Origin of the sequence: Pseudomonas sp. MYb60, from assembly GCF_002979555.1 — a bacterium.
Classification (GTDB): Bacteria; Pseudomonadota; Gammaproteobacteria; order Pseudomonadales; family Pseudomonadaceae; genus Aquipseudomonas.
In genome coordinates this window covers 52,644-66,749 of sequence record NZ_PCOZ01000012.1, presented here as the reverse complement: position 1 = coordinate 66,749, position 14,106 = coordinate 52,644, and the positions used below count along the sequence as shown (strand labels likewise).

The 14,106-nt window shown below is 63.1% G+C and carries 12 protein-coding genes; 11 read left to right on the top strand and 1 reads right to left on the bottom strand.

Annotated elements, in window-relative coordinates:
* Positions 1 to 69: 69 nt before the first annotated feature.
* Both cbiE and CQ041_RS19415 read left to right on the top strand, forming a co-directional pair.
* Positions 70 to 1,275 (top strand): precorrin-6y C5,15-methyltransferase (decarboxylating) subunit CbiE, encoded by a 1,206-nt coding sequence (gene cbiE / locus CQ041_RS19420; RefSeq protein WP_105521937.1) that lies wholly within the window; start codon positions 70 to 72, stop codon positions 1,273 to 1,275.
* Positions 1,272 to 1,991: a cobalt-precorrin-6A reductase gene (locus tag CQ041_RS19415; RefSeq protein ID WP_105521938.1), complete on the top strand. Its 720-nt coding sequence runs from the start codon at positions 1,272 to 1,274 to the stop codon at positions 1,989 to 1,991. The genes cbiE and CQ041_RS19415 overlap by 4 nt, the downstream gene beginning before the upstream one ends.
* Before the next feature lie 119 nt (positions 1,992 to 2,110).
* Here the strand turns inward: CQ041_RS19415 and CQ041_RS19410 are convergent, their stop codons facing one another.
* A complete protein-coding gene (locus CQ041_RS19410; protein ID WP_105521939.1) occupies positions 2,111 to 2,362 on the bottom strand; it encodes a DUF6124 family protein in 252 nt (83 codons plus the stop codon).
* A gap of 329 nt (positions 2,363 to 2,691) precedes the next feature.
* On the opposite strand from CQ041_RS19410, the gene CQ041_RS19405 reads away from it, so the two are divergent.
* The 9 genes from CQ041_RS19405 to urtC all read left to right on the top strand — a co-directional run bounded on the left by CQ041_RS19405 (position 2,692) and on the right by urtC (position 14,095).
* The gene (locus tag CQ041_RS19405) at positions 2,692 to 3,087 is read left to right on the top strand and encodes a DUF2946 domain-containing protein (RefSeq protein ID WP_105521940.1); all 396 of its coding nucleotides are present in this window, start codon (positions 2,692 to 2,694) and stop codon (positions 3,085 to 3,087) included.
* Between the two features lie 46 nt (positions 3,088 to 3,133).
* Complete coding sequence (locus CQ041_RS19400; protein WP_105521941.1) at positions 3,134 to 3,616, top strand: copper chaperone PCu(A)C; 483 nt, start codon at positions 3,134 to 3,136, stop codon at positions 3,614 to 3,616.
* A gap of 11 nt (positions 3,617 to 3,627) precedes the next feature.
* Complete coding sequence (locus tag CQ041_RS19395) at positions 3,628 to 4,017, top strand: DUF2946 domain-containing protein (RefSeq protein ID WP_105521942.1); 390 nt, start codon at positions 3,628 to 3,630, stop codon at positions 4,015 to 4,017.
* Between the two features lie 95 nt (positions 4,018 to 4,112).
* Positions 4,113 to 6,149: a TonB-dependent copper receptor gene (locus CQ041_RS19390; protein WP_105521943.1), complete on the top strand. Its 2,037-nt coding sequence runs from the start codon at positions 4,113 to 4,115 to the stop codon at positions 6,147 to 6,149.
* An 88-nt stretch (positions 6,150 to 6,237) separates the two neighbouring features.
* On the top strand, positions 6,238 to 7,620 hold the full coding sequence (locus CQ041_RS19385) for a PepSY domain-containing protein (protein ID WP_105521944.1): 1,383 nt from the start codon (positions 6,238 to 6,240) through the stop codon (positions 7,618 to 7,620).
* Positions 7,621 to 7,770: 150 nt separating this feature from the next.
* The gene (locus tag CQ041_RS19380; RefSeq protein ID WP_105521945.1) at positions 7,771 to 9,879 is read left to right on the top strand and encodes a TonB-dependent siderophore receptor; all 2,109 of its coding nucleotides are present in this window, start codon (positions 7,771 to 7,773) and stop codon (positions 9,877 to 9,879) included.
* 303 nt (positions 9,880 to 10,182) lie between these two features.
* On the top strand, positions 10,183 to 11,448 hold the full coding sequence (gene urtA / locus CQ041_RS19375; RefSeq protein WP_105521946.1) for an urea ABC transporter substrate-binding protein: 1,266 nt from the start codon (positions 10,183 to 10,185) through the stop codon (positions 11,446 to 11,448).
* A gap of 65 nt (positions 11,449 to 11,513) precedes the next feature.
* Positions 11,514 to 13,016 carry an urea ABC transporter permease subunit UrtB gene (urtB, locus tag CQ041_RS19370; RefSeq protein ID WP_105521947.1) on the top strand — a complete coding sequence of 501 codons (1,503 nt, stop codon included), beginning with the start codon at positions 11,514 to 11,516 and terminating at the stop codon, positions 13,014 to 13,016.
* Complete coding sequence (gene urtC / locus CQ041_RS19365; RefSeq protein WP_105521948.1) at positions 13,016 to 14,095, top strand: urea ABC transporter permease subunit UrtC; 1,080 nt, start codon at positions 13,016 to 13,018, stop codon at positions 14,093 to 14,095. Before urtB ends, urtC begins: the two co-directional genes overlap by 1 nt.
* The last annotated feature ends 11 nt before the right edge of the window (positions 14,096 to 14,106 follow it).

Sequence of the window (14,106 nt, the reverse complement as noted above, 5' to 3'; positions counted from 1 at the left end):
GCGGTATTATGCCTGCTTTGTCCGGCGGCATGAAAAGCCTGCCCGTCGGATGTCGTTCAAGGAATTCATATGTCGCCCTGGCTGACGGTTGTAGGCATCGGTGAAGACGGCTTCAAGGGGCTGGGAAAAAATGCCCGGCATGCCCTGTTGCGCGCCACGCGGATTATAGGTGCTCAGCGCCAGTTGGACCTGTTGCCGGTGTGTATTCGGGGCGAACGGGCGTTGTGGCCGAGCCCGTTTTCGCTGGCGCCGGTGCTGGCGCAGCGTGGCGAGCCGGTGTGTGTGCTGGCCAGCGGCGACCCGATGTTCTATGGCGTGGGCGCCAGTTTGGCGCGGCAAGTGGCGGCAGATGAGCTGCTGATTTTACCGGCGCCGTCGTCGGTATCGTTGGCGGCAGCACGCTTGGGTTGGCCGTTGCAGGAGGTGGTGACGCTGTCCGTGGTGGCACGGCCGTTGGCGGCGCTGAATGCGCACCTGGCCAGTGGCGTAAGGTTGTTGGTGTTGAGCAATGATGGCGGCAGCCCGGCGTCGATTGCGGCCCTGTTGGCTGAATCCGGGTTTGGTCCAAGTCGTGTGAGCGTGTTTGAACACGTGGGCGGCGCGGACGAGCGGCGTCTCGATGGGCTGGCTATTGATTGGCAACACGCTGGCATCGCCGACTTGAACCTGGTCGCCATCGACTGCGTGGCTGACCCGCAGACGCTGCGCCTGTCCCGCCTGGCCGGCTTGCCCGATTCGGCCTTCAGACACGACGGCCAACTGACCAAACGCGACGTACGCGCCATGACCCTCGCCCGCCTCGCCCCCATGCCCGGTGAATTGCTGTGGGACGTGGGCGCGGGGAGCGGCTCCATCGGCATCGAATGGATGCGCGCCCACCCGAGCTGCCGCGCCTTGGCGATTGAAGCCGATGAAGGCCGCCAAGGCCTGATCGAGCACAACCGCGATGCCCTCGGCGTACCCGGCCTGCAACTGATCCGCGGCAAGGCCCCGGCAGCATTGCACGGCCTGGAAGCCCCGGACGCCATCTTCATCGGCGGCGGCGTCACGCGTGAAGGCGTGCTCGACACCTGCTGGCAACACCTGCGGCCCGGTGGCCGTCTGGTCGCCAACGCCGTGACCCTGCAAAGCGAAATGACCCTGATGAACTGGCGTGCCCGACATGGCGGCGAACTGACCCGCATCCACGTGGCCCAGGCGCAGGCGTTGGGCGCGTTCGATACCTGGCGCCAGGCGTTGCCGATCACCTTGCTGGACGTGGTCAAGCCGCTATGAAACCCATCCTGCTGCTGGGCGGCGTGACGGAAGCCCTGGCCATCGCCCGCAGCCTGGGCCCGGAACATATCTACAGCCTGGCCGGCGTGGGACGGGTGCCGACTGACCTGACCTGCCAAGTACGCGTGGGCGGATATGGCGGGGCTGAGGGCCTGGCGCAGTATGTTCGGGATGAAGGGATCAGCCTAATTCTCGACGCGACCCACCCGTATGCGGCGCAGATCAGTCGTAATGCTGCCGAGGCTGCACGGTTGAGCGGCGTGCCTTGTTGGGCGCTGCGCCGACCGGCATGGCAGCCGCAGGGCGGGGATGATTGGCGTGAAGTCAGCGATTGGGCTTCGTTGATCGAAGCGCTGAAACCCTTCAAGCGCCCGCTGTTCACGTTGGGGCGCGAGCCGTTGCAGCACCTGGATGAGATCCCCACAGACCAATTCTGGACACTGCGCGCACTGGATATGTATCCGGGGAATGAGCGCTGCGAAGTCATCGGCGCACGTGGGCCGTTTCTGATCGAGGATGAGCGGACGTTGTTCGAGCGCCGTGGCATTGATGTGTTGATCAGCAAGAACAGCGGCAGCACAGCGACGGAGCCGAAGCTGGAGGTGGCACGAGAGCGTGGGGTGCCGGTGTTGGTGTTGAAGCGGCCGGTGTTGGCTGCGGTGGACCGAGAATTCACTACCGTGCCTGCGCTGCTACAGGCAATCCATGCTCGCTGAACAACACCGACCCAATGTGGGAGGGGGCTTGCCCCCGATAGCGTCAGTCCTATCAACAATTCAGTGGCTGATCCACCGCCATCGGGGGCAAGCCCCCTCCCACATTTTGAGCTACGTTGTTAGCAGCTAGCGGCGTACTCCTGCCCAATGCCAGTGTGCACACGATCAGCCAACGACTGCGCCAACTCAATCAACTGCGCAACGCCGAGCAATTCCTCTCGTTTCGAGCCTTCCAGACCAAACGCAAGATCGCAGCTCAATGCATTGGCCGAGGCGAGGGTTTCGCTGAGGTTGACCAACAGGTCTTCAGTGCTGATGCCGTCGGCTACGGTGAATAGCCGGATGGGGGGATTGGGGGTGGGTTTGATCATCGTGAAGCTCCTTAATCTAAGTGGAGCTGACACTCATCGCCGCGACGCGAGTAGGTGGCAGCTGTGCGCAGGTTCGCGGACCGGAGATCAAGGAAGCCGGCATACCCGAAGGTATCCCACGCACAGCCACCATAGCGCCGCACCAAGCAATAGGCGAACACAGTTCAATGTGGGAGGGGCTGTGCAGCGTTGAAGATCGGCGCCCAGTCGATTCCCCGTCTATCCTCAAATCAGCCGCTGCGACACCAAACCACACCACCCCTTTTTACTTATCCCCCACGATCAGGCTAAATACCCGCCTGATCGTTTAACCCTACGGATTGTCCGCCATGGCCCGTCAACGCTTTGCAATCGTCTGGATCGCCTGCTTGGCAGTGCTGTTCAACGCCTTTGCAATGCCGATGGCCGGTGCAATGCAGCTGTCGGATGACCCGGTCAAGCAACTGATGTGGGGCAGTTTCTGCTCCTCCAACGGCGCCAGCCTCAAGACCATCGCCCTCGGCAAGCTGGAAATTCCGACGCCGCAGCAGGACGATCACTCCACCATGCAGCATTGCTGGTGTTGCTCGGGCTCGGCGCCGTTGGTGGCGTTGCCGGGGCATGTGCCGCAGTTGTATGTCGCGCAATTCAACACCTCACCACGTTTGCCGCCGACCCAACTGCAACCCCCTACCCCACGCCAGCAATGGCCGAGCCTCAACCCTCGCGCGTCTCCAACGGTTTGATTTATTCGCAAGTGAACTGCGTTTAGTCCCGTTCTGGAGAACTGCCATGCTCAAATCTTCCTTGCTTCTGGCCGCGCTGTTGCTGCCGGTGTTCAGTGCTGCCAATGCTGATGACTACAAGGCCGGCGACCTGCTGGTCAGCGAACCCTGGTCCCAGGAATTGCCACCGAATGCGCCCACCGTCGCGGCGTATTTTGTCGTCCACAACACAGGGGAAACCCCGGACCGCCTGCTGAATGTCGAGACGCCCGTGGCCGACAAGGCCGAGTTGCACGAGCACGTCATGCAGGGTGATCTGATGAAGATGCAGCAGGTGCCCAGCGTCGCCGTGCCGGCCAAGGGCGACCTGACCTTCGCGCCCATGGCTTACCACGTGATGCTGCTGGGCCTTAAAGACCGCAGCCTGCTGGCCGACGGCAAGCACTTTCCGCTGACCCTCACCTTCGAAAAGGCCGGCAAGGTCGAGGTGCAAGTGTCGGTGCAAAAGGTGCCGCCGATGGCCGCCCGCGAGCACAAACACGCGCAATAGGCTGACGTTCGATGGGCGCCCCTCGCGCCAGGCTGTCTCCACAGTCGCGTGTGAAACGCGGCAGTTGGATCAGCCTGTTCGCCATGCTGATGATCTTTATCGGTCCGCTGATTTCCCAAGCGATGCCGATGGACCATCACGCCGGCATGTCGATGGACATGCCGATGGAGCACGGTGCCTCCCATCACCCTAAAGCCCCTGACGAACACCACGCCCTCTGGTCCAAGTGCGGCTATTGCGACCTGCTCTACAGCTGCCCAGCCCTGCCCGGTGGCGTTTCAACGTTCACCCTCAACGCCCCACCGCCCGCCAACGCCCTCAGCCCTGCCACGCGCCTGGGCCATGCCCGACAGAGCATCTTCCCCGGCGCCCGCAGCCGTGCTCCCCCCATCAACGCGTAAGCACTTTACATAGCGCCACTTCACACCGGCCGACTTCAGATAGACAGCCGCAGGCTGCTGGCCGTGTTGTTTACGATTGATTGATGGAACGTGTCATGTCCAGAGTGACTGCTGACTCCCGTTTGGGATGTACCCCTGTGCTCGCCGCCCTGTGCGGCGCGCTACTGACCCCCTATGTTCAGGCTGACGAGCACGCCGAGCATGAGCTGACCCCCACGGTGATCACTGCGATTGCACCCAGCTCGCCGCTGACCGTGGTCACCAACCCCAAGGACCCACGCCAACCGGTGCCCGCCAGCGATGGCGGCGACTACCTCAAGACCATTCCCGGCTTCGCCCTGGTGCGTAACGGCGGCACCAATGGCGACCCGGTGCTACGCGGCATGTTTGGCTCGCGCCTGAACATCCTTGCCAACGGCAGCATGATGCTCGGTGCCTGCCCCGGTCGGATGGACGCCCCTACTTCGTACATTTCCCCGGAAACCTACGACCAACTCACCGTGATCAAGGGCCCGCAAACCGTTCTGTGGGGCCCCGGAGCATCGGCCGGCACGGTGCTGTTCGAGCGCGAACCGGAGCAGTTCGGCGAACTGGGCACACGCCTCAACGCCAGTGTGCTGGCCGGCTCCAACGGGCGTTTCGACAAAGTCATCGACGCCGCCGCTGGTGGCCCGCTGGGCTATGTGCGCGTGATCGGCAACCAGGCCCACGCCGACGACTACAAGGACGGCAACAACGACACCGTCGCGTCGCGCTACGACAAGTGGAACGGTGACGTCGCCGTCGGCTTCACCCCCGATGCCGACACCCTGCTGGAACTCACCGCCGGGCGTGGCGATGGCCAGGCACGCTACGCCGGGCGCGGCATGGATGGCTCGCAGTTCCTGCGCGAGAGCCTGGGGGTGCGGTTCGAGAAATCCAACCTTGGCGAAGTGCTGGACAAGGTCGAAGCCCAGGTCTACTACAACTACGCCGACCATGTGATGGACAACTACAGCCTGCGCACACCGTCGGGCACCGGGATGATGGCCGGGCCCATGGCCTCCAACGTCGACCGCCGCACCCTCGGTGCACGGGTCAAGGCCACCTGGCGTTGGGAGGATGTGCAACTGATCGGCGGCCTGGACGCGCAGACCAACGAACACCGCCAGCGCAGCAGCATGGGCATCGACACCTACAAGGCATTGCCGCGCACCAAGGACGCCAACTTCCACAATTACGGCGTGTTCGGCGAACTCACCTGGTACGCCGCCGACCGCGACCGGCTGATCACCGGCGCGCGCCTGGACCGCGCCTCGGCCAAGGACTTCCGGGCCACCAGCGCCACCGCCAACGACACGCGTGCAGACACCTTGCCATCGGGTTTTGTGCGCTATGAGCACGACCTTGCCGACACCACCCTCTACGCCGGCCTGGGGCATTCGCAACGCTTCCCGGATTACTGGGAGCTGTTCTCGCCCAACACCGGCGCCGTCGGTTCGGTGAACGCTTTCGACGGAGTAAAACCGGAGAAGACTACCCAGCTCGATTTCGGCGCGCAGTACAAAGCTGACGACCTCGAAGCCTGGGCCTCGGGCTACATCGGCCAGGTACGCGATTTCATCCTGTTCGACTACCGGCCCGGGATGATGGGCACCACCTCCCAGGCGCGCAACGTCGATGCGCGGATCATGGGCGGCGAACTGGGCGCGGCGTACACGCTTGCCCGCCACTGGAAAGCCGACGCCACCCTGGCCTACGCCTGGGGCAAGAACAGCAGTGACGGCAAGGCCCTGCCGCAAATGCCGCCACTGGATGCTCGCCTCGGCCTCACCTACAGCGAAGACGACTGGAGCGCCGGTGCGCTGTGGCGCGTTGTCGCCGCGCAAAATCGTATCGACCAGAACAAAGGCAATGTGGTCGGCAAGGACTTCGACAAGAGCGGCGGCTTTGGCGTGTTCTCGCTGAATGCTGCGTACCGCATCAACAAAAACTTCAAGGTCAGCACCGGCGTCGACAACCTGTTCGGCAAGGCCTACGCCGAGCACTTGAACCTGGCCGGCAACGCCGGCTTTGGCTACCCGGCCAGCGACCCGCAGGCCATCAAGGAGCCGGGGCGAACGCTCTGGACTAAAATCGACATGAGTTTCTAAAGCACCGCAGTAGGCGTCGGCCTTACCGACAAAGGGGTTGCCTGCCAGCCCCGTTTACAAGATCCATCACCTTGCGGAGCACACCCTGATGAATACTCAAAAAATCTCTTTCTACAACCTGGCCTGGCGTTGGCATTTTTACGCCGGGCTGTTTGTGGCGCCCTTTATGGTGCTGCTGGCCCTGACCGGCATCATCTACCTGTTCAAGCCCCAACTCGATCCGCTGATGTACGGCGACCTGCTCAATGTGCCGGCCGCCGAACACGCCCTGAGTGCCGACGAGCAACTCATGCGCGCCAAACTGGCCTACCCCCAGGCCGCTATCAGCCAATACCTGCCCCCGGCCACCGCCACCCGCAGCGCACAATTCGTGATGCACAACGACGGTCGCGAGCTGACGGTGTTCGTCGACCCCTACCGTGGCACCGTGCTCGGCGAACAGGACGCCAAGTACAACCTGCAAGCCATCGCCCGCGCCCTGCACGGTGAGCTGATGATCGGCACCACGGGCGACCGCCTCGTGGAGCTGGCCGCCGGTTGGGGCGTGATGCTGGTGGTGTCCGGCCTCTACCTGTGGTGGCCGCGCGGCAAGTCGGCGGCCGGTGTGCTGTGGCCGCGCTTGAACACTCGCGGTCGGGTGCTGTGGCGCGACCTGCATGCAGTCACGGGTTTCTGGGGCGCGTCGCTGTTGCTGGTGATGCTGCTCAGTGGCATGACCTGGACCGGCTTTTGGGGCAAGCAGTACGCCGACCTGTGGAACACATTCCCGGCGGCCATGTGGAATGACGTACCGACGTCGGACCAGCAGGCCCGCGTGCTCAACAGCGCCCACCAACAGACCGTGCCCTGGGCCATGGAAAACACGCCGATGCCGATGTCCGGCGACCACGCCGAACACATGAACCACGGCGCGATGCACTCAGGCCCTGCCGCGCCAACCGTGCGCCTGCAACAAGTGGTCGACCTAGCCACCGCACGCAAGGTCGAGCCCGGCTACAGCATCACCTTCCCCACCACTGCCGAAGGCGTGTTCACTGTCGCGGTGTTCGCCGACGACCCGCGCAACGATGCGACCCTGCATGTGGACCAATACACCGGCAAGGTCCTCGCCGATGTGCGCTGGGAGCACTACAACACCGTCGCACGCGCCACTGAGACCGGCGTGATGCTGCACGAGGGCAAGATGTTCGGCTGGGTCAACCAACTGATCGTGCTGCTGATCTGCCTGATGATCCTGCTCAGTGCCGTCAGCGGCGTGGTGATCTGGTGGAAGCGCAAACCCGAGGGCAAGCTCGGCGTCCCGCCGCTGCGCCATGACCTGCCGAAATGGAAGACGGCGATGGCAGTGATGCTCGGCCTGGCGATCATTTTCCCGCTGGTGGGCGCCTCGCTGATCGCCGTGTGGGTGCTGGATCGCCTGATTCTTTCGCGCTTTTTCGGTCAACATGAATCCGCCTCAGGTTCGGCATGAACCCGGCGAGATGCCCGTTCTAGAGCACTTTCTGTAACCTTGCGCGACTGTGGCCGCGCAGCGAACACGTGTTAACCCATAACACCCTCTGCGTTATCGTTGCTCGCCGCCACACGCGGCGAGCATCCTCCAAAGAAGACTGACCCATCAATGAACAACTACCTCGCGTCCGGGCTGTGCCTGCTCGCCTTGCATCACCACGCCTACGCCCTGACCCTGCCTGCCAGCGCCGTCAACGCACCCGCCGTGGACAACGAACACGTCGACCTCAAGACCCCGACCACGGCCGGTTCGCGCCTGAACCTCACGGCCCTGCAAACGCCGGGCAGTGTCGAAAGCCAGACCGGCACGCAGATTCGCGAACGCGGCGACGCCAGCGTGCAGGACGCGATTTCCCGCGCCACCGGCGTCAGCCGCACCGGTTCGCCGGGTGACGGCGGCACCTCACTGTCGGCCCGTGGTTTTACCGGCCAGGGCTCAGTGATGCAGCTCTACGACGGCAACCGCATGTACATGGGCATGGGCTCCTCGACCTTCCCGGTGGACACGTGGTCGGTGGAGCGCGTGGACGTACTGCGCGGCCCGGCCTCGGTGCTGTACGGCGAAGGCGCCACCGGCGCGGTGATCAACACCGTGCCGAAAAAGCCGTTTGAAGGCGAGATCGAAAACCACATCCGCCTCGGCTACGGCGCCTACGATCGCCAGCAACAAGCCCTCGACAGTGGCGGCTCGCTGACGGATACCCTGAGCTATCGCCTCAACCTCAATCGCCTGCGCAGCAACGGTTTCATCGACCGTGGCGACTCCAGCAGCGACTTCGTCAGCGGTGCGTTGCGCTGGCAGGCGGCGGATAACCTGAGCTTCACCCTGGCCAGCGACTACGGCGACCAACGCCCGCAAAATGACTTCGGCACGCCGCTGCTCAACGGCCGCCTGCACAAAAGCCTGCGCGACAAGAACTACAACGTCAGCAACGACACCCAGCACTACAACGACCAATGGACGCGCCTGACCAGCGAGTGGCAGATCAGCGACAACGTCAGCGCCACCAACGAGTTGTTCTACCTGAAAAACCAGCGTCGCTGGCAGAACGCCGAGAACTACAATTTCACCAACGGCCAACTCACCCGCAGCGGCAACTTTGGCATCAAGCACAATCAGGAACAGGTCGGCGATCGCCAGTCCTTCACCTTCAAGCACAGCCTGTTCGGTCTCGACAGCCAGACCGTGGCCGGCGTGGAATACAACCGCATCCGCTTTCGCCTGGCCAGTAACTCGCCGTTCACCGACAGCTTCAGCGACGGCCAAGCCATCGACGTGAACCACCCGGTAGCCGGGCAGTTTGCGAGTAGCGATCCGTTCAAGCCGCTGTTCGCGACGACCACCAAAACCGTCGCGGGCTTTGCCGAAAACCGTCTGCAGCTCACCGACAAGCTGGCACTGGTCACCGGCATCCGCCGCGACTATGCCCACGTCGACCGCGATGATCTACGCGATGGCAGCCAGTCCGACAAAACCCTCACCGGCAACAACTGGAAGGCAGGGGTGGTGTATGCGCTCACCCCGGACACCTCGATCTATGGCCAACAAGCCACCAGCACCGATGGGGTCGGCGGCTTGATTTCCTTGAGCCAGGGTCAGCAGCAGTTCGACCTCTCTACCGCCAAGCAGAGCGAGATCGGCATCAAGCAAGCCTTCTGGAACCAGCGCGGTGAATGGACCCTGGCCGCCTACCACATCGTCAAAAAGAAACTGCTCACCGACGTACCCGGCAACCCCGACCTCAAGCAGCAGGTCGGCCAGCAATCCTCCCGTGGCCTGGAAGCCAGTCTTGACTTGCAACTGCCACACGCCTGGCAGCTGCAAGCCAACGCGGCCATCGTGCATGCGCAGTACGACGACTTCGACCAGGTGGTGAACGGCGTACCGGTGTCCCGCGACGGCAACCGCCCCGTGGACGTACCACGCCGCACCGCCAACCTGTGGCTGAGCAAGGCCGTGACCGATGATGTCCGCGCCGGCGCCAGTGTGCGTTATGTGGACGCGCGGTATGCCGATATGGCCAACCAGAACGAGCTGCCGAGCTACACGGTGGTGGATGCCACGGTGTCGTGGCAGGCCCTGCGCAACACCACCCTGGGCCTGCAAGTGAACAACCTGTTCGACCGCACGTACGCTGTCAGCCAATACAATGACGGGCAGCAGTGGATCCTGGGTGAGCCGCGCGCGTTCTTCGTCACGGCGGACTACACCTTCTAACCGCCCAGAACACGGTTCAAATAGGGCGTGGTGCATCCGCAAGAGGCCTCTGAACCGAGAACGAGTAAGCCTTGCTTCCCGGCGCTTCGTGATCGACACGGACGTTACATAGCTGCTCGCCTACGCACCAGCACAGTGCCCCTGGCGCACCATCACGCGAATCGAGCGCCGAATCGGTGCGGGGCACTGCACCCACCTCGGCGCACATCACCGAATTCAGGCCCCGGCATGAAGCAGGCACAGCCTTTGCAATCACCCCTGCATCTGTCCAACAACAACACTTGGGTTCTCGGAGATCGCACCATGAAGCGTCGCAGCTTGATCAAGGCTTTCACACTGTCGGCATCCATTGCCGCCATGGGCATGACCTGGACTGTCCAGGCGGCCGAGACCATCAAGGTCGGCATCCTGCATTCGCTGTCCGGCACCATGGCCATTTCCGAAACATCGCTCAAAGACATGGCGCTGATGACCATCGAGGAAATCAACGCCAAGGGCGGCGTGAACGGCAAGATGCTCGAACCGGTGGTCGTGGACCCCGCGTCCAACTGGCCGCTGTTCGCGGAGAAAGGTCGCCAGTTGCTGACCCAGGACAAGGTCGCCGTGGTGTTTGGCTGCTGGACCTCGGTGTCGCGTAAATCCGTGTTGCCGGTGTTCGAAGAACTCAACGGCCTGCTGTTCTACCCGGTGCAATACGAAGGCGAAGAAATGTCGCCCAACGTGTTCTATACCGGTGCGGCACCGAACCAGCAGGCGATTCCGGCAGTGGAATACCTGATGAGCGAAGAAGGCGGCGCGGCCAAGCGTTTCTTCCTGTTGGGCACCGACTACGTGTACCCGCGCACCACCAACAAGATCCTGCGCTCGTTCCTGCATTCCAAAGGCGTGGCGGACAAAGACATCGAAGAGGTCTACACCCCGTTCGGTCATGCCGATTACCAGACCATCGTCGCCAACATCAAAAAGTTCTCGGCCGGCGGCAAGACCGCCGTGATCTCCACGGTGAACGGCGACTCCAACGTGCCGTTCTACAAGGAACTGGCCAACCAGGGCCTGAAGGCGACCGACGTACCGGTGGTGGCGTTCTCCGTGGGTGAAGAGGAATTGCGCGGTATCGACACCAAGCCGCTGGTGGGCAACCTCGCGGCCTGGAACTACTTCCAGTCGGTGGAGAACCCGGTCAACACCAAGTTCGTCGCCGACTGGAAAGCCTACGCCAAGAAACACAACCTGCCGGGCGCCGACAAAGCCGTGACCAACGACCCGATGGAAGCCACCTACGTGGGCATCCACATGTGGGCGCAGGCGGCGGAGAAAGCCAAGTCCACCGACGTCGACAAAGTGCGTGAAGCACTCGGCGGGCAGACCTTTGCTGCGCCGTCGGGCTTCACTCTGACCATGGACAAGACCAACCACCACCTGCACAAGCCGGTGATGATCGGCGAGATCCAGGCCGATGGGCAGTTCTCGGTGGTGTGGCAGACCCAGGAGCCGATCCGTGCCCAGCCGTGGAGCCCATACATCCCGGGTAACGACAAAAAGCCGGATCACGCCGTCAAGAGCAACTAAAAACCATGTGGGAGGGGGCTTGCCCCCTCCCACAGTTTGACCGCGCATGATCAGGACACTTTGTTATGCCTACTGCCCTGTACCGCTTCATCCTGGCAATCCTGTTATTACTGCCCCTGGCGGTATATGCCAGCGACGCCGAAGACTTCCTGTCCGCCAACCCCAGCCAACAAGCCAAGCTGCTCCAGGACTGGGCCGCCCAGCCCGACCCGGCACGCATCGAGCTGGTGGACGCCCTGCAACAAGGCCAGCTCACGGTCAACGGTGAAACCAGGACCGTGCGCCTGAACAACCGTCTGCGCGGCTTGATCGACAACGTCCAGGCCAGCCAGCAACTGCTCGCCGCCGACCCCAAGGTCCGTCTCGCAGCCGCGCAAACCCTGCAAAAAAGCGCACAACCGGCGCAACTCAAATTCCTCGACCAACGCGTTGCCACCGAAACCGATGAAGACGTGCAGTCGGCGCTGAGTCTCGCCCTGGCCAACCTGCAACTGGTCGACACCGACCCCGCGGTGCGCCTCGCCGCCGTGCGCCTGCTGGGCAGCACCGGCGACCCGCTCGCACGCACACGTCTTGAGGCCCTGCTGGCCCCAGGCGTCGAAACCGACGCCGCCGTGCACACCGCCGCCGAAACCAGCCTGGCTCAGGTCAAACGCAAGCTGATGTTCGGCGAAATCCTCGGCCAAGCGTTCAGCGGCATGTCCCTGGGTTCGATCCTGCTGCTGGCGGCCCTGGGCCTGGCGATCACGTTCGGCCTGCTCGGCGTGATCAACATGGCCCACGGCGAGATGCTGATGCTCGGCGCCTATTCGACCTACGTGGTGCAACTGATGATGCAGCGCTACGTACCGCAAGCCATCGAGTTCTACCCGCTGATCGCGCTGCCGGTGGCGTTCTTTGTCACCGCGGCCATCGGCATGGCGCTGGAGCGCACGGTGATCCGCCACCTCTATGGCCGCCCGCTGGAAACACTGCTCGCCACCTGGGGTATCAGCCTGATGCTGATCCAGTTGGTGCGCCTGGTGTTCGGCGCGCAGAACGTCGAAGTGTCCAACCCCGACTGGCTGTCCGGCGGGATCCAGGTGCTGCCCAACCTGGTGCTGCCGTACAACCGCATTGTGATCATCGCCTTCGCGCTATGTGTGGTGGTGCTGACCTGGCTGCTGCTGAACAAGACGCGCCTGGGCCTCAACGTGCGGGCAGTGACCCAGAACCGCAACATGGCCGCCTGCTGCGGCGTACCCACCGGGCGTGTGGACATGCTTGCGTTTGGTCTGGGCTCCGGTATCGCCGGCCTCGGCGGCGTAGCGCTGAGCCAGATCGGCAACGTCGGCCCGGACCTGGGCCAGAGCTACATCATCGATTCATTCCTCGTCGTGGTACTCGGCGGTGTCGGCCAGTTGGCCGGTAGCGTCATGGCTGCCTTCGGCCTGGGTATCGCCAACAAGATCCTGGAGCCACAGATCGGCGCCGTACTCGGCAAGATCCTGATCCTCGCGCTGATCATTCTGTTTATCCAGAAACGCCCGCAGGGACTCTTCGCACTGAAAGGACGGGTGATCGACTGATGAACCAGCCATTGATGTTGACGGCCACACAAAAGGCCGGCCCCAAGGTAACGATTGCAGTGGGCGTGGTGATCCTCGCGTTGCTGCTGGCACTGCCGTTGTTGTCGCTGTTGCCAGCGGATAACGCGCTTCATGTCTCGGCCTACACCTTGACGCTGGTGGGCAAGATCCTGTGCTACGCCATTGTCGCCCTCGCCCTGGACCTGGTGTGGGGGTACGCCGGGATGCTCTCCCTCGGCCACGGTCTGTTCTTCGCGCTCGGCGGTTATGCCATGGGCATGTACCTGATGCGCCAGGCCTCGGGGGATCAGTTGCCGGCGTTCATGACTTTCCTCTCATGGACCGAACTGCCGTGGTACTGGGTCGGCACCGAGCACTTCCTCTGGGCCCTGTGCCTGGTGGTGTTGGCGCCGGGTTTGCTCGCGCTGGTGTTCGGCTTCTTTGCCTTCCGTTCACGGATCAAGGGCGTGTATTTCTCGATCATGACCCAGGCCCTGACCTTCGCCGGGATGCTGTTGTTCTTCCGTAACGAGACCGGCTTTGGCGGCAACAACGGCTTCACCAATTTCCGCAGCATCCTGGGCTTCGGCATCACCGAGCCCGGCACGCGGGCGGTGCTGTTCAGCGCCACGGTGCTGTTGCTGGTGGCAAGCCTGTTCATCGGCTGGCGCCTGGCGCGCAGCAAGTTTGGCCGCGTGCTCACCGCGCTGCGCGATGCGGAGAACCGCCTGATGTTCTGCGGCTACGACCCACGGGGTTTCAAGCTGTTCGTATGGGTGCTGAGTGCAGTGCTGTGCGGCTTGGCCGGCGCGTTGTATGTGCCGCAGGTGGGCATCATCAACCCCAGCGAGATGTCGCCGACCAATTCCATCGAGGCCGCCGTGTGGGTGGCCCTCGGCGGGCGCGGCACACTGATCGGCCCGCTGCTGGGCGCCGGTGTGGTGAACGGCATGAAGAGCTGGTTCACCGTGGCCTTCCCCGAATATTGGCTGTTCTTCCTCGGGGCGCTGTTCATCATCGTCACCCTGTACCTGCCCAAGGGCGTGATCGGCCTGCTGAAAAAACGAGGTGATTCATGAGGTACCTGGAC